Source organism: Streptomyces sp. NPDC111507 (assembly GCF_055638955.1).
Genome location: NZ_JBVKBU010000002.1, coordinates 904,417 through 929,882 on the forward strand (window position 1 = coordinate 904,417; position 25,466 = coordinate 929,882).

The following is a 25,466-nucleotide window of genomic DNA, read 5'->3' on the forward strand; positions in this document are numbered from 1 at the left end:
GGGTCGTCGGCGTCGAATACTTTCGAAGGCCGTCGTCGGCTTACGGGGGCCGCCTTCGGGGCTACGGAGACACCGTCTCGCTTACGGAGACCGCCATCGGCCAACGGAGGTCGTCATTGGCCGGCGGAGGCGTCATCACGCTTACGGAGACCGCCATCAGCTGCCCACGAAGGCGATCAGCACGTTTACAGAGACCGTGATCGGCCTACGGAGACCGTCATCGGCACAGATCGTCGGCGGTGCCGGCCACGGCCGGGCCGAGTCCCGCCGGAAGGTGGGCCACGACCAGGGCGACGGCCGCTTCCGCCGTGTCGGTCTCGCCGAGGATGGTCCCGACGCGTGGCACGAAGACCTGGAAGCGCCCGTCGTGCCGAGGCAGGACGCTCGGCACCCGCACCACGTACGGGTACCGGGTACAGCTGCTCAGATGCAGGGCGAAGTGGCTGTTGTACGGATACAGCTGCCGCAGTGTCCGTTCCGCGTGGGCCACCTCGATGAGGTGCACGATGCCCGGGTACCCCACCCCTGGCCGGAGGACCTCCTGCCGCTCGCGACGCCACTGCCACACCAGCGCCAGCCGCCGCCACCGCTCCTCCACGACATCGGCCGGGCCCCGCAGATGCGCCGCCGCCACGTCCGGAAGAACCGGCTTCGCCGGCAGCGGCCGACGTCCCACCGCGCCCAGGCCGTTGGAATCCATCCACGCAGTGTGCGCGACAGGCACGGCAAAGGGGCCCGTACGACCGAAGTCGTACGGGCCCCTTCAAGGAGCTCGCGAGGAGCTACCAGGCTGTCAAGCCAACAAGGACTACTTGTTGATCTTGATGACCTGGCCGGCGCCCACGGTCCGGCCACCCTCACGGATGGCGAACTTCAGGCCCTCCTCCATGGCGACGGGCTGGATGAGCGAAACGGTCATCTCAGTGTTGTCGCCCGGCATGACCATCTCGGTGCCCTCGGGGAGGGTCACAACGCCGGTCACGTCCGTCGTGCGGAAGTAGAACTGCGGACGGTAGTTGTTGAAGAACGGCGTGTGGCGGCCACCCTCGTCCTTGGACAGGATGTAGGCCTGGGCCTCGAACTCGGTGTGCGGCGTGACCGAACCGGGCTTGATGATGACCTGGCCGCGCTCGACGTCCTCGCGCTTGATGCCACGGAGGAGCAGACCGACGTTCTCACCGGCCTGGCCCTCGTCGAGCAGCTTGCGGAACATCTCGATGCCGGTGACCGTGGTGGTGGTCTTGTCCTGCTTGATGCCCACGATGTCGACGGTCTCGTTGACCTTGAGGACACCACGCTCGATACGACCGGTGACGACGGTGCCACGACCGGTGATCGTGAAGACGTCCTCGATCGGCATCAGGAACGGCTTGTCGACGTCACGCTCGGGCTGCGGGATGTTCTCGTCGACGGCCTGCATCAGGTCGAGGACGGTCTGGCCCCACTCCTTGTCGCCCTCAAGGGCCTTGAGCGCCGAGACCTTGACGACCGGCAGGTCGTCGCCCGGGAACTCGTACTCGGAGAGCAGCTCGCGAACCTCGAGCTCGACGAGCTCCAGGATCTCCTCGTCGTCCACCATGTCGGCCTTGTTCAGGGCGACAACGATGTAGGGAACGCCGACCTGGCGGGCCAGGAGCACGTGCTCCTTGGTCTGCGGCATCGGGCCGTCGGTGGCGGCAACCACGAGGATGGCGCCGTCCATCTGCGCCGCACCCGTGATCATGTTCTTGATGTAGTCCGCGTGACCGGGGCAGTCGACGTGGGCGTAGTGACGCGTCTCGGTCTGGTACTCGACGTGCGCGATGGAGATGGTGATACCGCGCTGGCGCTCCTCAGGAGCCTTGTCGATCTGGTCGAAGGCCGAGGCCTCGTTCAGGTCCGGGTACGCGTCGTGCAGCACCTTGGTAATGGCGGCCGTGAGGGTCGTCTTACCGTGGTCGATGTGACCGATGGTGCCGATGTTGACGTGCGGCTTAGTCCGCTCGAACTTCGCCTTCGCCACTGGGTCCTCCTGTGGAGTGGTTCTGGTACGCCTTACTCATCGGCGCCAGGTGATCTTTGCTGGGATGCCGCCCGCCGGGGTTCTCCCCCGGGGGACGATCTCTCGTCCCCTTGCCGGTTCGAAGCCCCGGCGGTCGGTGTCAAGCCTAAAGCGTGTAAACGGGGTGCGTTACTCGCCCTTGGCCTTCGCGATGATCTCCTCGGCGACGTTCCGGGGAACCTCGGCGTAGGAGTCGAACTGCATCGAGTAGCTTGCGCGACCCGAGGTCTTGCTGCGGAGGTCGCCGACGTAGCCGAACATCTCCGAGAGGGGCACGAGGCCCTTCACGACGCGGGCGCCGCTGCGCTCCTCCATGGCCTGGATCTGGCCACGGCGGGAGTTGAGGTCGCCGATGACCTCACCCATGTAGTCCTCGGGCGTGGTGACCTCGACGGCCATCATCGGCTCGAGCAGCACGGGGCTGGCCTTGCGCGCGGCCTCCTTGAAGGCCTGCGAACCGGCGATCTTGAACGCGAGCTCGGAGGAGTCGACCTCGTGGTAGCCACCGTCGAGAAGAATGACGCGGACGCCCGTCATCTCGTAGCCGGCCAGGATGCCGAACTGCATGGCCTCCTGCGCACCCGCGTCGACCGAAGGGATGTACTCCTTCGGGATGCGGCCACCGGTGACCTTGTTCACGAACTCGTACGAGGCGTCGCCGCCCTCGATCGGCTCGATCGCGATCTGCACCTTGGCGAACTGACCGGTACCACCGGTCTGCTTCTTGTGCGTGTAGTCGTGACGCTCGACGGTCTTGCGGATCGTCTCACGGTAGGCGACCTGCGGCTTGCCGACGTTGGCCTCGACCTTGAACTCACGGCGCATACGGTCGACCAGCACCTCGAGGTGCAGCTCGCCCATACCACCGATGATGGTCTGGCCGGTCTCCTCGTCCGAGTGAACCTGGAAGGAGGGGTCCTCCTCCGCGAGACGCTGGATGGCGACACCCAGCTTCTCCTGGTCACCCTTGGACTTGGGCTCGATGGCGACCTGAATGACCGGCGCCGGGAAGTCCATGGACTCCAGGATGACCGGGTTCTTGTCGTCGGACAGCGTCTCACCGGTGGTGGTCTGCTTCAGGCCCATGACGGCGACGATGTCGCCGGCGCCCACCGACTCGATCTCCTCACGCTTGTTCGCGTGCATGCGGTAGATCTTGCCGATGCGCTCCTTCTTGCCCTTGACGGAGTTCAGCACGGCAGTGCCGGACTCCAGGCGGCCCGAGTAGACCCGGACGAAGGTGAGCTTGCCCAGGTGCGGGTCGCTCATGATCTTGAACGCGAGGGCGGAGAGCGGCTCGTCGTCGGACGGCTTGCGCTTGACGACCAGCTCCGGGTCCTTCACGTCGTGGCCCTCGATGGCCTCGACGTCAAGCGGAGTCGGCAGGTAGCGCACGACCGCGTCGAGCAGGGGCTGAACGCCCTTGTTCTTGAACGCGGTGCCACAGAACACCGGGGTGACCGTGACGCCGTCACCCTTGCCGGACGCGATGGTGATGCGACGGATCGCGGCGTACAGCTGCTCCTCGGTGGGCTCCTGGCCCTCCAGGAACAGCTCCATGATCTCGTCGTCGTTCTCCGCGACGGTCTCGACCAGCTTGCCGCGGTACTCCTCGGCAGCCTCGGTGTGCGTGGCGGGGATGTCGACGACGTCGTACATCTCGCCCTTCGCCGCCTCGGCGGACCACACGAGCGCCTTCATGCGGACCAGGTCCACAACGCCCTTGAAGTCCATCTCGGCACCGATCGGCAGCTGCATGATGATCGGAACGGCACCGAGCCGGTCCTTGATCATGTCCACGCAGCGGTGGAACTCAGCGCCGGTACGGTCCAGCTTGTTCACGAAGCAGATGCGCGGCACGCCGTAGCGGTCGGCCTGACGCCACACCGTCTCGGACTGCGGCTCGACACCGGCGACACCGTCGAACACCGTGACGGCACCGTCGAGGACGCGCAGCGAGCGCTCCACCTCGACCGTGAAGTCGACGTGCCCCGGGGTGTCGATGATGTTGATCGTGTAGTCGTTGTCCTCGAGCGGCCAGTGACAGGTGGTGGCAGCAGAGGTGATCGTGATGCCACGCTCCTGCTCCTGCTCCATCCAGTCCATGGTGGCAGCGCCGTCGTGGACCTCACCGATCTTGTAGCTGACGCCGGTGTAGAAGAGGATCCGCTCGGTGGTGGTCGTCTTGCCCGCGTCGATGTGGGCCATGATCCCGATGTTGCGGACCCTGGCCAGGTCAAGTGAAGTGGTAGCCATAAGGCTTCGGTCTTCTCTCGGTCTCGATGGGGGTAGCGACTACCAGCGGTAGTGCGCGAAGGCCTTGTTGGACTCGGCCATCTTGTGGGTGTCCTCGCGCTTCTTCACAGCGGCACCAAGGCCGTTGGAGGCGTCGAGAAGCTCGTTGAGCAGACGCTCGGTCATGGTCTTCTCGCGACGGGCGCGGGAGTAACCGACGAGCCAGCGCAGCGCGAGCGTGTTGGCACGACCGGGCTTGACCTCGATCGGAACCTGGTACGTCGCACCACCGACACGGCGGGACTTGACCTCGAGGGTCGGCTTGATGTTCTCCAGCGCGCGCTTCAGCGTGATGATCGGGTCGTTGCCCGTCTTCTCACGCAGACCCTCCATGGCGCCGTAGACGATGCGCTCGGCGGTGGAGCGCTTGCCGTTCAGCAGCACCTTGTTGATGAGGGAGGTCACCAGAGGGGAACCGTAGACCGGGTCGATGATGACCGGGCGCTTCGGGGCGGGGCCCTTACGAGGCATTTCTACTTCTCCTTCTTGGCGCCGTAGCGGCTGCGGGCCTGCTTGCGGTTCTTGACACCCTGGGTGTCAAGCGAACCACGGATGATCTTGTAGCGAACACCCGGCAGGTCCTTCACACGGCCGCCGCGCACGAGCACGATGGAGTGCTCCTGCAGGTTGTGTCCCTCACCCGGAATGTAAGCGGTGACCTCGATCCCGCTGGTCAGACGCACACGCGCGACCTTACGCAGGGCCGAGTTCGGCTTCTTCGGGGTGGTCGTGAACACACGCGTGCAGACGCCGCGACGCTGGGGCGAACCCTCAAGTGCGGGCGTCTTGTTCTTCTCGACCTTGTCCTGCCGGCCCTTCCGGACCAGCTGCTGGATCGTAGGCACTACTTCTCCGGTTTCTGTGTGCCGAATGGTGAAGCTAACCTGGAACATCTCCGACCCACGCGGTCGGGTGTGTCGAATGCTGCAGACTCCCGCCGCGAGGCGAAAAGGGCGCAGATTACGGTGGCCGGTTACGGCTCGCCTTGCGGTTTGAAGGCACGCACGCGAGCCAGGGCACACCCCAGGCACAAGGTCTGAGCGTACCTACCTCAACGACTTCGGTCAAAACAAATGCTGTCCAGGGCGACACGCCGGACTTCTTGCCACGTCAGCGCGGTGCTCCCGCAGGTCGGACGCGACTCGGAGACGGGGCGGCCGTGGGGCCGATGCGGGGCCGATGCGGGGTGATTGTTGGGCCGGCCTTAGCGCATTCCCGGGGCGCCCGTCCCCAAAAGTTTCCGATCCACGACGGTACCGCGCAATCTCTGTCCCTCGCCGTGTGCCCTTCAGTACCTTGATCGGTCGGCTGTGGCGATCGGGGGAACCATGACGGCAGCACACGCACCGGACCCATCCGGCTCATCCGGGTCATCGGACTTACCTGGTTCGTGGGACTCGTCGGGCTTACCCGGCGACGGGGGGCTCGACGACCGGGTGCCGTTCCTGGCCCGGCTGGAGAGCGAGGACCGCTCGGCGCTGCTCGATCTCGGGCACGAGCTCTCGTACGCGCCCCGGGTGGTGCTCCTGCACCAGAGCGAACCGTCCTCGCACGTCCTGTTCGTCACGCACGGCTGGACGAAGGTGACCGCGGCCGCCTCCAACGGCTACGAGGCGCTGCTCGCGCTGCGCGGCCCCGGCGACATCATCGGGGAGTCCGCGGCGCTCACCGGGCGCCCACGGTCGGCCACCGTGACGGCCCTGGAGCCGGTCCGTACGGTCGCGGTCGAACGCGGCCGGTTCACCGAGTTCCTCGCCCGCTCCCCCGCCGTCTCCTTCGCCCTCCTCGGCCTCACCTCCGATCGCACCCGGGCGGCCGATCGGCGCCGCCTGGAATTCGCCTCCCTCAGCGTGCGGGAGCGCTTCGCGATTCTGCTGCTGGACCTCGCCCGCACCCACGGGCGGCGCACCGACCAGGGCATCGAACTCTCCGTCCCCCTGAGCAAACAGGAACTCGCCGGGTCGGTGGGGGCCTCCCGCGAGATGGTCCAACGCCTGCTGAAGGACCTGCGGGAGCGGGGGGTCGTGATGACGGGGCGCCGGGCGCTGGTGATCGTGCGGCCGGATGTGCTGCGGCGGATCGCGCGGGGGTGACGTGGGTCTGGTGGATCACTTCGGCTGCCGGCCGGTGGGGGCTGGTCGGGCGGGCGAGAGAGCACGGGTTCTGTGTACGCCGTCACACTCCGAATGCGTCATCCGCCCTCACATCACCCCAACCCCGCCCGCCACTCTTCTGCCACTGCCGCACCACCTGCGAGAGGCGACCATGACCGACCCCGTGAGCCGGACGATCCTGTTGCTCGACATCGAGAAGTACAGCGACCGGGACGACATCGAGCAGGCGTACCTGCGGCGCATGCTGTACGACGTCGCCGACCGCACCCTGGAGCGCGCCGGCATCGACGAACGCCTGCGCCTGCGCGCCGACCGGGGCGACTCCGTGATGGAGCTGATCGACGCCAACGCCTCCGTCACCGCACTGCTGCGCGCCCTGCTCACCGAGGTCCCCGCCCAGCTGCACGCGGTCAACCGGATGGCGTCCAGCTCGGCTCAGATCCGGCTGCGCGGCGTCGTCGCCACGGGCTACGTCGCCGTGGACGAGCACGACGGCTGGGTCGGCTCCGACCTCAACCACGCCTGCCGCCTCCTCGACGCCCAGCTGCTGCGCGCGGCCCTGCGGGAGCGGACGGACGACTTCGCCCTGTGCGTCTCGGAGAGCGTGCACACGGGGATCGTGCGGCACGGTCACGCGGGCATCCCCGCGGAGGACTTCCACGCGGTGACCGTGGACAGCAAGAACGGCCCGTTGCGCGCCTGGCTGCACGGCCCGGTACCGGGGGCCGGCGACGACCACAGTGAGAAGGGGGGAACCTCGGTGCCGGGCGCCAGCTCGGGGGAGCGTCCGGCACCGAGGTGGAACCAGCCAGCGGACCAGGTGCCCGGGTCCCAGGCCCCCGAGGCGCGGCCCTCCGCCCCTCCCGCGGGCGCCGTCTTCCACTTCGACGGAGGCGCCCCCACCTTCGGCGGCAGCCTCGTCGGCGGCGACCAGCACGGCGTGTCGGGCGGCCAGGTCACCGGAGACGTCCACCTCGGCGGGTCCGGGGGTGAGTCGGCGTGACCGTGCCTCCACCCACGGCGCCGGGCCCCGACGACGTACCCCCGAAGGACGTACACCCGGCCCCCGAACCGGACACCCGGCGCCAGGACGCGGAGGGGGAAGGAGAGGGAGAACAGGAGCGGACGCAGGAGGCGCGCGCGGCTCAGCGCGAGCTCTTCGCGCACACCCCGGGGTTCATCCTCGGCTCGGCCGCGTCCTTCGGCGGGAGCCTGGTCGGCGGCGCCCAGCACGGCGTGTCCGGCGGCGAGGTCGCCGGTGACGTGTTCATGGGCGGCAAGACGGAGATCCACCACCACGGCTCGGCGGCTTCGGCGCCGTACGCCTCCGGAGAGATCCCACGGCGCCACCTCGAGGACCTGGACGCCGTCTTCGTCGAGAGCCCCGCCTTCGCCGCCGCCCTGGACCGGCTCCGCGAAGAACGCGTCCTCGTCCTCGCCGGCGCCCACGCCACCGGCCGCCACGCCGCCGCGCTGATGCTCCTGCACCGTCTGGGCGTGCCCGCCGTGCACGCCCTCTCGCCGGAGACGAGTCCGGCGACCCTGAGCGCCCCGCTCACCGCGCCCGGCGGGCACGTCCTGCGCGATCTGCCGCTGAGCCGCAACCGGCCGCTGCGCGACACCCATCTCTACGCGGCCCGCGACCAGCTCAAGAAGGTCGACGGGTATCTGGTGGTGACGGTCGAGAATTCACCCTTCCTGCTGGGCGCCACTCCCTCCGTCTGGCAGCCGCCGGAGGCGTCGTCCGTCGTCCGCGCGTATGTGAGCAGGCACCGCGCGCAGGACACCGACGGCCTCCTCGCCCTCGCCCCGGTGCGGGACTTCCTCGCCCGGGGGCACCATCAGCCCGCCGAGGCGGCCGAGTTCGCGAAGGAGGTGGCGGGTTACGACGGCGGCGAGGCGGCTGCGACCCGGCTCGCGGAGTTCGGGCAGGCGGCCGTGGAGCAGCAGTGCCGGGAGTGGCTGAGCGACCCCGAGTCCACGCTGCGTGACAAGGCCTTCCTCATCTCGCTCGCCGTCTTCGACCGGGCGCCGTACGTCCTCGCCGCCGAGCTCGCCGACAAGCTGTTCGTGCACTTCCAGCGCTTGCAGCACCCCGAGGAGCCGCCGGAGATCCCGGTGTTCGGGCTCGCCGCCGAGACCCGGCTCGCGCGGGCCCGCGCCGAGGGGGAAGTGCGGAACGAGGCGACCGAATGGGGCCCGGTACCGCAGTTCACCGCGTTCTTCCGGAAGGAGAACACCCCGCGCGCCCTGCTCACCGAGGTGTGGACGGGACATCCCTCGGCCCGGCCCGCGCTGATCGCCTGGCTGCGGGAACTGGCCCGCGACGGGCGTCCCGTCGTACGGACCCGGGCCGCCGCGGCCACCGCCATGCTCGCGCTCGCCGACCTGCCCTCCGCGGTCGCGCTGCTGATCGACGGCTGGGCGGTGTCGAAGACGTTCGGCCCCCGTGTCACCGCCGCGAACACCCTCACGCTCGCCCAGCTCCTCGACGCGCCCGTCGTCCTGCGCCTGCTCACCCAGTGGTGCACGGACGCCCACCCGGCCCGCCGCTGGACCGCGATCCGCGCCTTCGGGCTGCTCGCGCCGTTACGCCCGGACCTGGTGGCCCCGGCCCTGAGCGCCCTCGCGACCCTGGCCCGCGCGGACCACAGCAGCCCGGCCGAGGCGGCCAACCTGATCGAGTCCACGGCCCTGCTGCTCTCGGTGGGCCTCAGGCGCGGCGAGATGCTCTCCGAGCTGGTGCGGCTGCTCCACCACGACACTTCCGCGGTCCGCGCGCTGGCGCTGGGCGCCTTCGTTCTGGCGTGCGACAACGCCGAGGAGGGCGCGCTCGTCGAGTGGTACGCCGGCGACGGCATGTACCAGGCGGACTCGGCCCGCGACCTCGCCACCCTCTGGCGCACCGCCCTCGGCGACCGCGCCCACACCCGGGGCGCCCTGAACGCCCTGCACACCTGGGTGTACGTGGCCGAGCGCCGCCCGGACGCGGCCCAGGCCCTGGAGCTGCTGCTGCCCGCACTGGTGGTCACGGCGGACGACCACAAACGCCTCAGCCACGAACTGCGCACCCTGCGCGGCCGGGACGGCAGCCCGCGCCCGCCCCTGGCCGACCGCCTGCTCGCCGCACTGCGTCCCCCCGTCCCGACAGCCTGACACAGAGTTACGAGGAGTTGACCCATGGCGGAATTCCGCCGCCCGCCGGAGTGGCAGCAACAGGCCGACCGGCACACCACGCTGATCGACCCGGTGCTCACCGTGCGGCCGATCTCCCGTTTCGACTACACGGCCCGGCGGCCGGTCTCCGCGATCGACCACGCACTGGTGTTCGCCACCGCGGGCGGCGGCTACGACGCATACATGCCCCCGCACCGGCCGAGCCGCACGGACGCCGCGACCCGCCGCTACACCTCGGTCTACGAGGTCGACATGGGCAGCCACCCGGTCCAACTGGAACTCGAACTGCCCAGCGACGACGACGCGTTCTCGTTCGGCGCCACCGCCGATCTGACCTGGCGCGTCGCGGACCCGATCGCGTACGTGGCCGGCGGCGAACGCGATGTGCCCACACGGCTCGCCCGTGAACTCCACCAGCTGGCGCGACCGGTCAGCCGCCGGTTCTCCATCGAGGACAGCCGGGACGCCGAGGCCGAGGTCCAGTACGCGGTCGAGAGCGGCGTCTTCGCCGACGGCATCGGGCTCGCGGTCACCTGCGCGGTGCGGCTGCGCCTGGACGACGACGCGATCGCGCACAGACGGCGCAAACGGGCGCTGCGCTACGAGGCCGACATGCTCGACCCCGAGCACGAGTACCGGCTGCGCCAGGCCCAGCAGCTGCACGAGCTGGAGGTGCTGCGCCAGCACCAGTCCCAGGAGCTGATGGCCCAGAAGATCGCCTTCTACCAGCACCACCTGCAACACGGGGGTGTCGCCCAGTGGGCCTTCCACCTCGCCGCGCACCCCGAGGACACCCGGATGGTCATCAGCGCCCTCCAGAAGGACCAGCTCTCCGCCATCGAGAGCCAGCTGGAACTGATCGCCGGAGACACCCTGGAGGACTACCAGAAGGCCGAGTCGGCCCGCTCCACCCTGCGCGTCGTCAAGGAACTCAACAGCCGCCAGGAGCCCCCGCCACAGCCCCCGGTTCCCGGCCGACCGGCGCCACCGCCCGGGGGCGTACCGCAGCAGCCGTACGACCCCTCGCAGCCGCAGCCGTTCAGCCCCTCACCGCCGTACGGAGCCGGCGCCCAGCCCTACGGCGGCGCTCCGGCCCCCGGAGGCGCACCGGGCGCCCCCTCCACCCCGCCGGGGCCGCCCGTGTCCCACCAGCCGTACGTACCGCCCGCGCCCGGAACCGTGCCGCCGGGGCCGTACCAGGCGCCCCCGGCCGGTATCCCGTACGACCAGGCTCCGCCGCCGCCGGCCGTGGCTCCCACGCCCGTCATTCCGCCCGCGCCCTCCGCCTATCCGCCGCCCCCGCCCCCGGCGCCGGAGTCCTCCGAGACGGGCCCGGAGTGACCACCACCGCTCCCGGCGCCAGAACCGCCGAACGGCTGCTGGAGGAGCTGCGGGGCGAGATCGCCCGGGCCGACAGCAAGGCGTCCGTGCTCGTGGCGGCGCTCGGGATGACGGCAGGGGTGTTCAGCGGGCTGCTGGCCGGACGGAACTGGTCACCGAGCTCGCTCTCCGCGCCCGGTACGGCCGTCTGGTGGACCGGCGCCCTGGCCCTCGCCTTCGCCCTGTTCGCGCTGCTGCTCGCGGTGCTCCCCCGGTACCGCGCCAGTTCATGGGCCCCGGGCCGGCCCCTCTGTTTCTTCGGCGACATCCAACAAGCCGTACGTGAAGGTCAGTTGGCGACCGCTCTCGCCGACACCGACCGCGACCCCGCCATCGGACTCACCGCGGCGCTCACCGAGACCAGCCGTATCGCCGCCCGCAAGCACCAGTGGATCCGCACGGGCCTGATCGCCTTCTGCGCGGGCACGGTTCTGCTTCCCGCCGGGCTGCTCATCGGCTGACGTCCCCACCCTGAAGGAGCCCCACCTTGTCCTACCCACCAGACCCGGCCGCCCCGGAGCCCGGCCCCGTCTACCCGGACCCCCCATACCCAGGCACGCCCGCACCCCCGTACCCAGGCACGCCCGCGCCTTCGTACCCAGGCACGCCATCGCCTTCGTACCCCGGGGCGGCCTCGACTCCGCCCCCCTATCCCGGGTCCGCCGTTCCTTCGCCCCCCTATCCGGGGTCCGCCGTTCCCTCGCCCCCGTATCCCGGGTCCGCCGCCTCCGCACCCCCGTACCCCGGGTCCGCCGGTCCCCCGATCCCATACCCCGGGTCCGCCGCTCCGCCCCTGTACCCGGAGACCTCCGCGCCCCCGCCCTATCCGGGCGGCGCACCCCAGTACCCGGCGGCCGGGGCCGCGCCTTCGTACCCCGCGGCGCCGCCCGCCTACCCGGGGGCCACGCCCACCTACCCGAGCGACCCGCAGCCCACCGCCACCGCACCGCCGTACATCCCGCCGCAGCCGCCCCCCGCCCCCACACCCGCGGCACCGCCGGAGGCCCCCGCACCCGACGACCTCGACTACCGTCACGCGGGCTCCCGCATCCACGTGGCCGCGCACCAGCGCGGTACCGACGCCACCGCGATCGGGCAGCTGGCGGTCCAGGTGCCGGGCTTCCTGGTGAGCCTCGCCGTGGTCGCCTCGTTCGCCGTTGGGATCCTCGGCACGGCCATCGGCTGGCTGGTCATCCTCGCCTGGCTGGCCTCCGGGGCGCTCGTCTTCCACCGGCCCACCGAGCTGGCCTTCGCCCGGCACATGATGAAGCTCAGGGCGCCGCTCGCCGAGGAGCGGGCCCGTCTGGAGCCGATCTGGCGCGAGGTCACCGCCCGAGCGGGCATCGAGGCACACACGTACGAGCTGATGGTGGAGAACAGCACGGACCTGAACGCGGTGGCGGCCGCCGGCCATGTCGTCGGCGTCACGACGTACGCGCTGAACGAGATCCCCAGCAGCAACCTCGCCGCCGTACTCGCCCATGAGCTCGGCCACCACACCGGCGGTCATGCCTGGACGGGCCTGCTCGGCTACTGGTACTCCCTGCCCGGCCGGATCGCCTGGGCCTTCATGCGGGGCATCGCCCGGATCGCGATCCGGGTCGCGAGCGTCTTCTCGCTCGCCGCGACCGGGATGGTCTACCTCTTCATCGGGATGTTCGTGATCGGCGGGTTCGTCGCCGCCTGGTACATCACCGTGCCGCTCGTCGTCGCCCCCTATCTGCTCGCCTACGTGGGACGCCAGGGCGAGCTGCGTGCCGACCGGCAGGCGGCCGACCTCGGCTTCGCGCCCCAACTGGCGCAGGTCCTGCACCACTTCCAGGCCCAGGAGGACGCCGTGAAGGCGCAGGCCGCGGCGCAGGGCAGGCAGCTCAAGGAACCGGGCGGCCTGGCCAGGCTGCTGACCACCCACCCGGACAACTACACCCGGCTCCAGGCCCTGGAGCCCTACCTCCAGCTCGGCCGCTGACCACGGACGCCCGGCACCGGACAACGCCGAAGGGCGGCCACCCCGTACGAAACGGAGTGGCCGCCCTTCAGTACTTCAGACGTACGCCTTACTGGTTGTACGGACCGTAGTCGTAGTCCTCCAGCGGGACGGCCTGGCCGGAGCCGGTGCCGAACGGCGAGTAGTCGATGTCGTCGTAGCCGACGGCCGAGTACATCGCGGCCTTGGCCTCCTCGGTCGGCTCGACCCGGATGTTGCGGTAACGGGACAGACCCGTACCGGCCGGGATGAGCTTACCGATGATGACGTTCTCCTTGAGGCCGATCAGGGAGTCGGACTTGGCGTTGATCGCCGCGTCCGTCAGAACCCTGGTCGTCTCCTGGAAGGACGCCGCCGACAGCCACGACTCGGTCGCCAGCGAGGCCTTGGTGATACCCATCAGCTGCGGACGGCCGGAGGCCGGGTGGCCGCCTTCCTGGACCACACGACGGTTCTCGGTCTCGAACTTCGAGCGCTCGACCAGCTCGCCGGGCAGCAGCTCCGCGTCGCCCGACTCGATGATCGTCACACGGCGCAGCATCTGCCGGATGATGATCTCGATGTGCTTGTCGTGGATCGACACACCCTGCGAGTTGTAGACCTTCTGGACCTCGCCGACCAGGTGGACCTGGACGGCACGCTGACCCAGGATGCGCAGCACGTCGTGCGGGTTGGTGGCACCCACGGTGAGCTTCTGGCCCACCTCGACGTGCTCGCCCTCGGACACCAGGAGCCGGGCACGCTTCGAGATCGGGAACGCCGTCTCGTCGCTGCCGTCGTCCGGGGTGACCACGAGCTTCTTGGTCTTCTCGGTCTCCTCGATCCGCACGCGGCCGGAGGCCTCGGAGATCGGGGCGACACCCTTGGGCGTACGAGCCTCGAAGAGCTCGACGACACGGGGCAGACCCTGGGTGATGTCGTCACCGGCCACACCACCGGTGTGGAAGGTACGCATCGTCAGCTGGGTACCGGGCTCACCGATGGACTGGGCGGCGATGATGCCGACCGCCTCACCGATGTCGACCAGCTTGCCGGTGGCCAGCGAACGGCCGTAGCACATGGCGCAGGTGCCGACGGCGGACTCGCAGGTCAGGACCGAACGGGTCTTGACCTCCTCGATGCCGTGCTTGACCAGCTCGTCGATGAGGACGTCGCCGAGGTCGGTGTTGGCCGGGGCCAGCACCCTGCCGTCGACGGTGATGTCCTCGGCCAGCGCACGTGCGTACACGCTGGTCTCGACGTTCTCCGTCTTGCGCAGCACGCCGTCCTCGCCGCGCTCGGCGATGGCCAGACGCAGACCACGGTCGGTGCCGCAGTCCTCCTCGCGGATGATGACGTCCTGCGAGACGTCCACCAGACGACGGGTGAGGTAACCCGAGTCGGCGGTACGCAGGGCGGTGTCCGCCAGACCCTTACGGGCACCGTGCGTGGAGATGAAGTACTCCAGCACGGACAGACCCTCACGGAAGGACGCCTTGATCGGACGCGGGATCGTCTCGTTCTTGGCGTTCGACACCAGACCACGCATACCGGCGATCTGACGCATCTGCATCATGTTTCCTCGGGCACCCGAGTCAACCATCATGAAGATGGGGTTCGTCTTCGGGAAGTTCGCGTTCATCGCCTCGGCGACCTCGTTGGTCGCCTTGGTCCAGATCGCGATGAGCTCCTGAGTGCGCTCTTCCTTGGTGATCAGACCGCGCTCGTACTGCTTCTGGACCTTCTCGTCCTGCGCCTCGTAGCCCTTGACGATCTCCTTCTTCGCCTCGGGAACGACGATGTCGGAGATGGCCACGGTGACGCCGGAGCGGGTGCCCCAGTAGAAGCCGGCCGCCTTCAGGTTGTCGAGCGTCGCCGCCACGATGACCTTGGGGTAACGCTCGGCCAGGTCGTTGACGATCTCGCCGAGCTGCTTCTTGCCCACCGAGTAGTCGACGAACGGGTAGTCCTCGGGCAGCAGCTCGTTGAAGAGCGCACGGCCCAGGGTCGTACGGAGGCGGAAGGTGTCACCCTGCTGCCACTCGGGCTCGCCCTCCTCCTGCGCCGGCGGGGTCCAGCCACGCGGCGGGATGGTGCCCACCGGGAAGCGGATGTCGACGGCCGACTGGAGCGCGAGCTCCCCGGCGTCGAACGCCATCGTCGCCTCGGCGGTCGAGCCGAAGGCACGGCCCTCGCCCTTGACGTCGCGCAGCTCGCCGTCCGTGGTCAGGAAGAACAGACCGAGGACCATGTCCTGGGTCGGCATCGTGACCGGGCGGCCGTCGGCGGGCTTGAGGATGTTGTTCGAGGACAGCATCAGGATGCGGGCCTCGGCCTGCGCCTCCGCGGAGAGCGGCAGGTGGACGGCCATCTGGTCACCGTCGAAGTCCGCGTTGAACGCGGTGCAGACGAGCGGGTGGATCTGGATGGCCTTGCCCTCGACCAGCTGCGGCTCGAAGGCCTGGATGCCGAGGCGGTGCAGCGTGGGCGCACGGTTCAGCAGAACCGGGTGCTCCGCGATGACCTCTTCCAGGACGTCGTACACGACCGTGCGGCCGCGCTCGACCATCCGCTTGGCGCTCTTGATGTTCTGCGCGTGGTTCAGGTCGACCAGGCGCTTCATCACGAACGGCTTGAAGAGCTCCAGCGCCATGGCCTTGGGCAGACCACACTGGTGCAGCTTCAGCTGCGGACCGACGACGATCACGGAACGCGCGGAGTAGTCCACACGCTTGCCGAGCAGGTTCTGACGGAATCGACCCTGCTTACCCTTCAGCATGTCGCTGAGGGACTTCAGCGGACGGTTGCCGGGGCCCGTGACGGGGCGACCACGACGGCCGTTGTCGAAGAGCGCGTCGACGGCCTCCTGAAGCATGCGCTTCTCGTTGTTCACGATGATCTCGGGGGCACCGAGGTCAAGGAGTCGCTTCAGACGGTTGTTGCGGTTGATCACGCGGCGGTACAGGTCGTTCAGGTCGGAGGTCGCGAAGCGGCCACCGTCCAGCTGCACCATCGGACGCAGGTCCGGCGGGATGACCGGCACGCAGTCGAGCACCATGCCCTTGGGGCTGTTGCTGGTCTGCAGGAACGCGGAGACGACCTTGAGGCGCTTGAGCGCACGGGTCTTCTTCTGGCCCTTGCCGGTGCGGATGATCTCGCGGAGGCGCTCGGCCTCCTCGTCGAGGTCGAAGGACTCCAGGCGCTTCTGCAGCGCCGCGGCACCCATCGAACCGTCGAAGTACGTGCCGAAGCGGTCACGCAGCTCGCGGTAGAGGAGCTCGTCACCCTCAAGGTCCTGGACCTTCAGGTTCTTGAAGCGGGTCCACACCTCGTCGAGACGGTCGATCTCGCGCTGCGAACGGTCACGCAGCTGCTTCATCTCACGCTCGGCACCCTCGCGCACCTTGCGGCGCACGTCGGCCTTGGCACCCTCGGCCTCGAGCTCGGCCAGGTCGGTCTCGAGCTTCTTGGCGCGGGCCTCGAGGTCGGCGTCGCGACGGTTCTCGATCTGCTGACGCTCGACGGAGACGTGCGCCTCCAGCGAGGGCAGGTCGCGGGTGCGGCGCTCCTCGTCGACGAACGTGATCATGTACGCCGCGAAGTAGATGACCTTCTCGAGGTCCTTCGGGGCGAGGTCGAGCAGGTAGCCCAGACGCGACGGAACGCCCTTGAAGTACCAGATGTGGGTGACGGGAGCGGCCAGCTCGATGTGGCCCATCCGCTCACGACGCACCTTGGCGCGAGTGACCTCGACGCCGCAGCGCTCACAGATGATGCCCTTGAAGCGGACACGCTTGTACTTACCGCAGTAGCACTCCCAGTCCCGGGTCGGACCGAAGATCTTCTCGCAGAAGAGTCCGTCCTTTTCGGGCTTGAGGGTGCGGTAGTTGATGGTCTCGGGCTTCTTGACCTCGCCGTGGCTCCACTGACGGATGTCGTCAGCGGTGGCCAGACCGATCCGGAGCTCATCGAAGAAGTTGACGTCGAGCACTATGCGTCAATCCCTCTCAGGGTTGTAAGTCTTGGGGTCTGAAACGGGGGTCCTGGGGCCGGCGGGCCTTATGCACCTTTTCCAAGGGCGTTCAAAGGCCCGCCGAACTCCCGTCAGACCTCTTCGACGCTGCTCGGCTCGCGCCGGGACAGGTCGATGCCGAGCTCCTCCGCCGCGCGGAAGACGTCCTCGTCGGTGTCACGCATTTCGATGGACATACCGTCGCTGGACAGCACCTCCACGTTGAGGCAGAGAGACTGCATCTCCTTGATGAGCACCTTGAAGGACTCGGGGATGCCGGGCTCGGGGATGTTCTCGCCCTTGACGATGGCCTCGTAGACCTTCACGCGGCCGGTCACGTCGTCGGACTTGATGGTCAGCAGCTCCTGGAGGGCGTAAGCGGCGCCGTACGCCTCCAGCGCCCACACCTCCATCTCACCGAAGCGCTGGCCACCGAACTGGGCCTTACCACCCAGCGGCTGCTGGGTGATCATCGAGTACGGACCGGTCGAGCGGGCGTGCAGCTTGTCGTCGACCAGGTGGTGGAGCTTGAGGATGTACATGTAGCCGACCGAGATCGGCTCCGGGAACGGCTCGCCGGAGCGGCCGTCGAACAGCGGCGCCTTGCCGGTCGGGAGCACCATGCGCTCGCCGTCCCGGTTCGGGATCGTGTGCTGCAGCAGACCCGCGAGCTCGTCCTCACGCGCACCGTCGAAGACGGGGGTGGCGACGTTGGTGCCCGGGGCGACCACATCGGCCTCGATGGCCTGCAGTCGCTGCGCCCAGTCGTCGGCGAGACCGGAGACGTCCCAGCCGCGGCTGGCGAGCCAGCCGAGGTGGATCTCCAGGACCTGTCCCGGGTTCATTCGGGACGGGACACCGAGCGGGTTGAGGATGATGTCGACCGGGGTGCCGTCCTCCAGGAACGGCATGTCCTCGATCGGCAGGATCTTGGAGATGACACCCTTGTTGCCGTGACGGCCGGCGAGCTTGTCACCGTCCGTGATCTTGCGCTTCTGCGCCACGTAGACACGAACCAGCTGGTTCACGCCCGGCGGCAGCTCGTCGCCCTCTTCACGGTCGAAGACGCGGACGCCGATGACCTTGCCGATCTCACCGTGCGGCACCTTCAGCGAGGTGTCGCGCACCTCGCGCGCCTTCTCACCGAAGATCGCGCGGAGCAGGCGCTCCTCCGGGGTCAGCTCGGTCTCACCCTTGGGCGTGACCTTGCCGACCAGGATGTCGCCGGCGACGACCTCGGCACCGATGCGGATGATGCCGCGCTCGTCGAGGTCGGCGAGGACCTCCTCGGAGACGTTCGGGATGTCCCGGGTGATCTCCTCGGGGCCGAGCTTGGTGTCACGGGCGTCGACCTCGTGCTCCTCGATGTGGATCGAGGAGAGGACGTCGTCCTGCACGAGGCGCTGCGACAGGATGATCGCGTCCTCGTAGTTGTGACCCTCCCACGGCATGAACGCCACGAGCAGGTTCTTGCCGAGCGCCATCTCGCCGTTCTCGGTCGCCGGGCCGTCGGCCAGAACCTGACCGGCGATGACCCGGGCGCCCTCGTCCACGACAACCTTCTGGTTGACGGAGGTGCCCTGGTTCGAGCGCGAGAACTTGTGCAGGCGGTACGTGGTGTACGTGCCGTCGTCGTTGGCGGTGGTGACGTAGTCCGCGGAGACCTCCTGGACCACACCGTCCTTCTCCGACTTCAGTACGTCACCGGCGTCGACCGCGCAGCGGTACTCCATGCCGGTGCCGACCAGCGGCGCCTCGGACTTGATGAGCGGCACGGCCTGGCGCATCATGTTCGCGCCCATGAGGGCACGGTTGGCGTCGTCGTGCTCGAGGAACGGGATCATGGCGGTCGCGACCGACACCATCTGGCGCGGCGAGACGTCCATGTAGTCGACGTCCTCACCGGGGACGTAGTCGACCTCTCCGCCACGACGGCGGACCAGAACGCGGGACTCCTCGAAGCGGAGCTCGTCCGTCAGCGGCGCGTTGGCCTGCGCGATGACGAATCGGTCCTCTTCGTCGGCCGTGAGGTAGTCGACCTCGTCGGTGACGACACCGCCGGTGACCTTGCGGTACGGCGTCTCGACGAAACCGAACGCGTTGACCCGGCCGTAGGAGGCGAGCGAGCCGATCAGACCGATGTTCGGGCCTTCGGGGGTCTCGATCGGGCACATGCGGCCGTAGTGCGAGGGGTGCACGTCACGGACCTCGAAGCCGGCCCGCTCACGGGAAAGACCACCCGGGCCAAGAGCCGACAGACGGCGCTTGTGGGTGAGACCCGACAGCGGGTTGTTCTGGTCCATGAACTGCGACAGCTGGCTGGTGCCGAAGAACTCCTTGATGGAGGCGACGACCGGCCGGATGTTGATCAGGGTCTGCGGCGTGATCGCCTCGACGTCCTGGGTCGTCATGCGCTCGCGGACGACGCGCTCCATACGAGCCAGACCCGTGCGGACCTGGTTCTGGATGAGCTCGCCGACGTTGCGCAGACGACGGTTGCCGAAGTGGTCGATGTCGTCCGTCTCGACGACGATCTGCGTGCCGTTGTCACCGACGGTCTCGGTCTCACCGGCGTGCAGCTTCACCAGGTACTTGATCGTCGAGATGATGTCCTCGACGGTCAGGATCCCGGCGTCGAGCGGGGCCTCGCCGCCCAGCTTCTTGTTGACCTTGTAACGGCCGACCTTCGCGAGGTCGTAGCGCTTCGGGTTGAAGTAGAGGTTCTCAAGAAGCGTCTGCGCGGCCTCGCGGGTCGGGGGCTCGCCCGGACGCAGCTTGCGGTAGATGTCGAGCAGCGCGTCGTCCTGGCCCTGGGTGTGGTCCTTCTCCAGGGTGGCGCGCATGGACTCGTACTCGCCGAACTCCTCGAGGATCTGCTCGGTCGTCCAACCGAGAGCCTTCAGGAGAACGGTGACGGACTGCTTGCGCTTGCGGTCGATGCGGACACCGACCATGTCGCGCTTGTCGATCTCCATCTCCAGCCAGGCACCCCGGGACGGGATGACCTTCGCGGAGAAGATGTCCTTGTCGGACGTCTTGTCGATGGAGGAGTCGAAGTAGACGCCCGGCGAGCGGACGAGCTGCGACACCACGACACGCTCGGTGCCGTTGATGACGAAGGTGCCCTTGTTGGTCATGAGCGGGAAGTCGCCCATGAAGACCGTCTGGGACTTGATCTCGCCGGTCTCGTTGTTGGTGAACTCGGCGGTGACGAAGAGCGGGGCCGCGTACGTGAAGTCGCGGTCCTTGCACTCGTCGATGGAATTCTTCGGGGGCTCGAAGCGGTGGTCCCGGAACGTCAGGGACATCGACCCGGAGAAGTCCTCGATCGGGGAGATCTCCTCGAAGATCTCCTCCAGACCGGACTTCGTGGGGACGTCCTGTCCGTTGTCCAGAGCCGCCTCGACACGAGCCTTCCACGCGTCGTTGCCGAGCAGCCAGTCGAAGCTCTCGGTTTGCAGCGCAAGAAGGTTCGGAACCTCGAGGGGCTCCTTGATCTTTGCAAAGGAGATGCGCAGCGGGGCGGTGCTGGCGCCGTTGTTCGTATTCGCGGTCGAGGCAGTGCGCGAGGCGGCCAAGAGGGGGTCCTTCCGAGGGCTCGGACTCACTACGCGCGTACCGGCCCCCCACTGTGGGCACAGAGACAGTCCGTTCCCGATTCAGCCAAAAGGCCAGGTCAGGCATGATCTAGTCATCGGTGCTCACGCGAGGGCATGCCCCTGGTGACGGGCAGGAGGCAGCTAACAGGCAGCGCAAAGGGTCAGTGTAGCCACTAGGCCCACTGATGTCCAGTCCCGGTTTCTTGAGACCATCGTTGTTCTCAACACCTGCGGCAAGCCACGCCCTCAATGCACATCGATACTGCCCTCTTCGCCACCGATCCATGCCTCGGATCCGGATCGTTGTGACGACGCGTCCTGAGAATTGCGCGCTGCGTGCGGTTCGTCAAGGCCCCCCATGCCCTAAGCAAGTGCCGCGATCGTCACGTGCAACCTGTCTTGCAGCCCGTCTTGCAGCCCGTCACGGGCTCGGCCGGAGGCACAACGAAGATCACCATACTCGTCGCCACCGACAGTGCAAGGCAGCCGCCACCTGGCCCCCGGAACGCCGAAGAGCGACCACCCAGTTGGGTGATCGCTCCTCAGTGCGTCAGCGTTACAGGTCCACTAGTAGTCCTGTATCAGCTCGCGAGGGGCCCTCAGCGGGCCCGTGGGACTACTTGACCTCGACGGAGGCGCCGGCGCCCTTGAGGGACTCGGCAGCCTTCTCGGCGGCGTCCTTGGCGACCTTCTCGAGAACGGGCTTCGGGGCGCCGTCCACGAGGTCCTTGGCCTCCTTCAGACCCAGGGAGGTCAGCTCACGCACGACCTTGATGACCTGGATCTTCTTCTCGCCGGCACCCGTGAGGATGACGTCGAACTCGTCCTGCTCCTCGACGGCCTCGACGGCGGCGGGGCCGGCCGGACCGGCAACGGCGACCGCGGCGGCGGCGGTGACGTCGAACTTCTCCTCGAACGCCTTCACGAACTCGGAGAGCTCGATGAGGGTCATGTCCTCGAACTGCGCGAGCAGGTCTTCCTGGCTGAGCTTCGCCATGAGGGGCGATCCTTCCACTTATTCGGCTGGTGCCGGATGTACATGTGAGGCGGGCGTACTTTCGGCCCGCTGCGACCACTGCCTAGGCGGAACTGCCCAGGCGGCGGTCAATGCGCGAGCCGAATTACTCGGCACCGCCCTGCTCGGCCTGCTTGGCACGAAGAGCGTCCACGGTGCGGACGAGCTTCGAGGGGAGCGCCTGGAAGAGCTGGGCAGCCTGAGTCTGCTTGCCCTTGAAGGCACCCGCCAGCTTGGCGAGCAGAACCTCGCGGGACTCGAGGTCCGCAAGCTTCTTGATCTCGTCGGCGGACAGCGCCTTGCCGTCAAGGACACCGCCCTTGATGACGAGGTTGGGGTTGTCCTTGGCGAAGTCACGAAGACCCTTCGCGGACACCACCGGGTCACCGGTGATGAACGCGACCGCCGTCGGACCGTTGAACAGGTCGTCGAGCGTGGAGATCCCGGCCTCGTTGGCCGCAATCTTGGTCAGCGTGTTCTTCACCACGGCGTACTGGGCGTCTTCACCGAGCGAACGACGCAGCGTCTTGAGCTGCGCCACGGTGAGACCCCGGTACTCGGTCAGCACAGCGGCGTTCGAGCTGCGGAACTGGTCCGCGAGCTCGGCTACCGCGGCAGCCTTGTCGGGCCTTGCCATAGAGCGTCGGCCTCCTTCCGGGTGATGAGGACCGCTCAGAAGGGGCTGGACAAAACGAAACGCCCCGGCGCAGGCGCACGGGGCGTAGCTCGACCGGTACGTCCGCAAGCGGGGCAAGCGAACTCCGGGAGCACATCCACGGTCACCTACGCGGGTCGTCCGCAGTTTCAGCGGATCCTTCGGCCGCCCTGCCCTCTTGCGAGCACAAGGCAACGACCAGCGGTCTTTGGCTTCTGGGGAACAGTACGTGACGGGGTCGCTGTCAAGCAAATCCGCTCGACAGCGCCTCGTTCCGGCACTCGACGGCGCCTCGGCTCAGCGCCCACGGCGCCTCGGCTCAGCGACGGTTCAGTGCTGGATCAGCCCTTCTGGGCGTCCTTCATCATCTGCGCGAGGTCGACGGTGTCCTTGGCGGGCGGGGCCTTCACCGTCACCGGCTTGTTGTAGTCGAGGAAGACCATGGTCATGTCGAGCGGGCCCTTGTCGGAGGCGGCACGCACCCGGACCTGCTTGGTGTGGTCGTCCGGCCCGATCCACATGTCCATCGTGAGCTTGTCGGCGCCCAGCTCCTCGTACTGCTTCAGGCTCTTCTCGCGCTTGTCCCGCGTCGCCTTGTCCTTCTTCTTGAGCTCGGCGCGGAGTTCGTCGAGGGTGACCGTGCCGTTGTAGTGAGTGGTCTGCACGCCGTCGATCTTCTCGGTGCCGACCTTCTTCACGTCCTTGGAGCCGGTCAGGTAGGTGGACTCCTGGGACGGGTCCTGCTCGGCCTGGTCGGAGAGCTTGCTCGCGTCGATGCCCGGGGAGCCGCCGGAGCCCTTGGCCATCCCGGAGATGTCGAACTTCATCCAGCTCTTGCCGTCCATCTCCTTGGCGGCGGCCGCACCCCCGCCCAGGTACATCGCCCCGTCGACGACCCGGATCTCCATCTTGCCGTCGGCGCCCTGGTCCAGAGCGGTCATCTTCATGCTCATGGCCAGCGGGTTCATGCTCATCGACGCCTGGGCCTCGACGCGGCCCGACTCAGGGACCTTGCCGGTCATCCGGTAGCTGAGTGAGGTGATGGCCTCGCTGTTCTTCGCCGCCTTGGCCACGGCCGCCGCGGGCGTCATCTTCGGCGACTCGTCGCCCTTCCCACAGGCGACGGCGCCCCCTCCGAGGACCAGGGCCGCGAGCGCGGCCCCCGCCGCTCCGTGCCGTACGGAGTTACGCACAGAAAACATCAGGATCCCCCCAGGGAACACATGAGCGATACACAGACTTCGCCCGCAGCGTAGCCCAGGGAGGCTCCAGCGGTCTCGTGAATTCTTTTGAGTTTCTTGGTAATCGAGTTACTTGGTACTTGATCTTCTTGGTACCTGGGCTTCTTGGTACCTGGACCTCTGGGCGTCCGGAGCCTCAGCTCGAGGTGCCTGAACCGCTCGAGGTGGCCGACCCGCTCGACGTGTCGCTGCTGCCCGGCGTCAGACCCTGTGTCTTCAGCAAGTCCTTGAAGTCGGTCGTGTCGCCCGCCGGGGGCGCCACGACGGCGACCTTCACTCCGTAGTCGCTGTAGTACGTCGTGGAGGACATCGTGCCGCTCGACATCTCGCCCTTGGAGACCGCCTTGACGAGCAGATCCTTGCCGTCGACCCAGATGTCGACGTCCTCCGTCGTGATGCCGGCCTGGGTGAACTGCTTCTTGAGGGAGGCGAGTTGGCTCGCGGTGAGGTGGGAGCTCTTGGCCGCGAGGTCCGAGACGTTCACCGTGCCCGAGTAGTGCGTGGTCTTCTCGCCGCGGACCGTCTCCTCGCCGACCTTCTTCACATCGCCGGAGGCCAGCAGGAGCTTCACCGACTGGTTCGGCGAGCTGTTCTGCATCTGGTCCTTCAGGAACGCGCCGGAGCCACCCGCGATCTTCGCCAGGTCGTCGTACGCGTACTTGATCCAGTGCTTGCCGCCCGTGTGCTCGGCGAACGCCCCGCCCATCTTGGTGTAGTAGGCGTCCGACAGATAGCGGGCCTGCATGGAGGTGCTGCCCGTCTTGCGCATCGCCTCGGCCAACGTGCCGCCGGTGTACGTGATCGTCATGTCACCGGTGAGGCCTTTGCCCCAGCCCATGGAACCGTCCGACTTCATGGACATCAGCGTGCCCAGGCTCGTCGTGGACTCGACCCTGGCGGTGTCGGCGCCGCCGGTGGACTTCTCGGCCGACTGCAGGGCCGCTATGGGGCTGACGTGAGTCGTGCCCTGGGCCGCCTTGTCGTCCTTGCCGGAGCCCCCGGAGGATCCCGAGGAACAGGCCGCCACTCCCGCCAGCGCGCTCACCAACGCGATCGAAAAGGTCACTCGGCGCACGTGCGTGCTCTTCATTCGTCCCACCCCTATGCGAATCCTGAGAGCTGCACGCTAACGCAGCCCACTGACACACGTATCCGGGAATGAGGACGGGCCCCGCACCTCGAAAGGTTGCGGGGCCCGTGCCAAGAACGCGTATGCGACGCGGTCACCGTGGTGAGCGGAAGGCTCAGACGGCGGCCGGGTCCTCCTCGACGAGGAGGTTGCGGGTGCGGTTCGGGTCAACCGGAACGCCGGGGCCGATCGTGGTGCTGATCGCGGCCTTCTTGATGTAGCGACCCTTGGCGGCGGACGGCTTCAGACGAAGGATCTCGTCCAGCGCGGCGCCGTAGTTCTCGACCAGCTTGGCCTCGTCGAAGGAGGTCTTGCCGATGATGAAGTGCAGGTTCGAGTGCTTGTCGACGCGGAACTCGATCTTGCCGCCCTTGATCTCGGTCACGGCCTTGGCCACGTCCGGGGTCACGGTGCCGGTCTTCGGGTTCGGCATCAGACCACGCGGGCCGAGGACACGGCCCAGACGGCCGACCTTGCCCATGAGGTCCGGGGTGGCGACGACGGCGTCGAAGTCCAGACGGCCCTTCGACACCTCGTCGATGAGCTCGTCGGAGCCGACGATGTCGGCGCCCGCGGCGAGTGCGGCCTCGGCACGGTCACCGGTCGCGAAGACCAGGACCCGGGCGGTCTTGCCGGTGCCGTGCGGGAGGTTCACGGTGCCGCGGACCATCTGGTCGGCCTTGCGCGGGTCTACACCCAGGCGGAAGGCGACCTCGACGGTGCCGTCGAACTTGCTCGTGGAGGTCTCCTTGGCGAGACGGACGGCCTCGAGCGGGGCGTAGAGCTTCTCCCGGTCGATCTTGGCGTCCGCAGCGCGGAGAGACTTGCTGCGCTTGCTCACT

18 protein-coding genes are annotated in these 25,466 nt (G+C 68.1%); 6 read left to right on the top strand and 12 right to left on the bottom strand.

Annotated elements, in window-relative coordinates:
- Positions 1-217: 217 nt before the first annotated feature.
- From ACZ7M2_RS11625 to rpsL, 5 genes are all read right to left on the bottom strand, one after another.
- Positions 218-700 carry a DUF6193 family natural product biosynthesis protein gene (locus ACZ7M2_RS11625; protein ID WP_471595059.1) on the bottom strand — a complete coding sequence of 161 codons (483 nt, stop codon included), beginning with the start codon at positions 698-700 and terminating at the stop codon, positions 218-220.
- Between the two features lie 108 nt (positions 701-808).
- Positions 809-2,002 (bottom strand): elongation factor Tu, encoded by a 1,194-nt coding sequence (gene tuf, locus ACZ7M2_RS11630; protein WP_101400105.1) that lies wholly within the window; start codon positions 2,000-2,002, stop codon positions 809-811.
- A gap of 168 nt (positions 2,003-2,170) precedes the next feature.
- The gene (gene fusA, locus ACZ7M2_RS11635; RefSeq protein WP_352046413.1) at positions 2,171-4,297 is read right to left on the bottom strand and encodes an elongation factor G; all 2,127 of its coding nucleotides are present in this window, start codon (positions 4,295-4,297) and stop codon (positions 2,171-2,173) included.
- A 39-nt stretch (positions 4,298-4,336) separates the two neighbouring features.
- Positions 4,337-4,807: a 30S ribosomal protein S7 gene (rpsG, locus tag ACZ7M2_RS11640; protein ID WP_003992340.1), complete on the bottom strand. Its 471-nt coding sequence runs from the start codon at positions 4,805-4,807 to the stop codon at positions 4,337-4,339.
- A gap of 2 nt (positions 4,808-4,809) precedes the next feature.
- The gene (gene rpsL, locus ACZ7M2_RS11645; protein WP_003948652.1) at positions 4,810-5,181 is read right to left on the bottom strand and encodes a 30S ribosomal protein S12; all 372 of its coding nucleotides are present in this window, start codon (positions 5,179-5,181) and stop codon (positions 4,810-4,812) included.
- A 591-nt stretch (positions 5,182-5,772) separates the two neighbouring features.
- Here rpsL and ACZ7M2_RS11650 point away from each other — a divergent pair.
- The 6 genes from ACZ7M2_RS11650 to ACZ7M2_RS11675 all read left to right on the top strand — a co-directional run bounded on the left by ACZ7M2_RS11650 (position 5,773) and on the right by ACZ7M2_RS11675 (position 12,976).
- Complete coding sequence (locus ACZ7M2_RS11650; RefSeq protein ID WP_352046412.1) at positions 5,773-6,429, top strand: Crp/Fnr family transcriptional regulator; 657 nt, start codon at positions 5,773-5,775, stop codon at positions 6,427-6,429.
- Between the two features lie 172 nt (positions 6,430-6,601).
- Complete coding sequence (locus ACZ7M2_RS11655; protein WP_471595060.1) at positions 6,602-7,453, top strand: hypothetical protein; 852 nt, start codon at positions 6,602-6,604, stop codon at positions 7,451-7,453.
- Positions 7,450-9,606 carry a hypothetical protein gene (locus ACZ7M2_RS11660; protein WP_471595061.1) on the top strand — a complete coding sequence of 719 codons (2,157 nt, stop codon included), beginning with the start codon at positions 7,450-7,452 and terminating at the stop codon, positions 9,604-9,606. The genes ACZ7M2_RS11655 and ACZ7M2_RS11660 overlap by 4 nt, the downstream gene beginning before the upstream one ends.
- Positions 9,607-9,630: 24 nt before the next feature.
- The gene (locus ACZ7M2_RS11665) at positions 9,631-10,968 is read left to right on the top strand and encodes a PE-PGRS family protein (RefSeq protein ID WP_471595062.1); all 1,338 of its coding nucleotides are present in this window, start codon (positions 9,631-9,633) and stop codon (positions 10,966-10,968) included.
- The gene (locus tag ACZ7M2_RS11670) at positions 10,965-11,468 is read left to right on the top strand and encodes a Pycsar system effector family protein (protein WP_471595063.1); all 504 of its coding nucleotides are present in this window, start codon (positions 10,965-10,967) and stop codon (positions 11,466-11,468) included. Before ACZ7M2_RS11665 ends, ACZ7M2_RS11670 begins: the two co-directional genes overlap by 4 nt.
- A gap of 593 nt (positions 11,469-12,061) precedes the next feature.
- Positions 12,062-12,976 (top strand): M48 family metalloprotease, encoded by a 915-nt coding sequence (locus ACZ7M2_RS11675; protein WP_471595064.1) that lies wholly within the window; start codon positions 12,062-12,064, stop codon positions 12,974-12,976.
- Between the two features lie 88 nt (positions 12,977-13,064).
- On the opposite strand, the gene ACZ7M2_RS11680 is transcribed toward ACZ7M2_RS11675, so the two are convergent.
- From ACZ7M2_RS11680 to rplA, 7 genes are all read right to left on the bottom strand, one after another.
- Complete coding sequence (locus ACZ7M2_RS11680; RefSeq protein ID WP_095853118.1) at positions 13,065-16,964, bottom strand: DNA-directed RNA polymerase subunit beta'; 3,900 nt, start codon at positions 16,962-16,964, stop codon at positions 13,065-13,067.
- A 113-nt stretch (positions 16,965-17,077) separates the two neighbouring features.
- Entirely contained in the window at positions 17,078-20,563 is a 3,486-nt protein-coding gene (gene rpoB / locus ACZ7M2_RS11685; protein ID WP_403690332.1) for a DNA-directed RNA polymerase subunit beta, read from the bottom strand.
- A gap of 637 nt (positions 20,564-21,200) precedes the next feature.
- Positions 21,201-21,581 carry a 50S ribosomal protein L7/L12 gene (gene rplL, locus ACZ7M2_RS11690; RefSeq protein WP_352046406.1) on the bottom strand — a complete coding sequence of 127 codons (381 nt, stop codon included), beginning with the start codon at positions 21,579-21,581 and terminating at the stop codon, positions 21,201-21,203.
- A 124-nt stretch (positions 21,582-21,705) separates the two neighbouring features.
- Positions 21,706-22,236, bottom strand: coding sequence for a 50S ribosomal protein L10 (rplJ, locus tag ACZ7M2_RS11695; protein WP_060901499.1), 531 nt, complete (start codon positions 22,234-22,236; stop codon positions 21,706-21,708).
- 359 nt (positions 22,237-22,595) lie between these two features.
- Positions 22,596-23,447 (bottom strand): SCO4651 family lipoprotein, encoded by an 852-nt coding sequence (locus tag ACZ7M2_RS11700; protein WP_471595233.1) that lies wholly within the window; start codon positions 23,445-23,447, stop codon positions 22,596-22,598.
- 184 nt (positions 23,448-23,631) lie between these two features.
- On the bottom strand, positions 23,632-24,585 hold the full coding sequence (locus ACZ7M2_RS11705) for an SCO4651 family lipoprotein (protein WP_471595065.1): 954 nt from the start codon (positions 24,583-24,585) through the stop codon (positions 23,632-23,634).
- A 154-nt stretch (positions 24,586-24,739) separates the two neighbouring features.
- Positions 24,740-25,465 carry a 50S ribosomal protein L1 gene (rplA, locus tag ACZ7M2_RS11710; RefSeq protein WP_060901502.1) on the bottom strand — a complete coding sequence of 242 codons (726 nt, stop codon included), beginning with the start codon at positions 25,463-25,465 and terminating at the stop codon, positions 24,740-24,742.
- Position 25,466 lies beyond the last annotated feature (1 nt).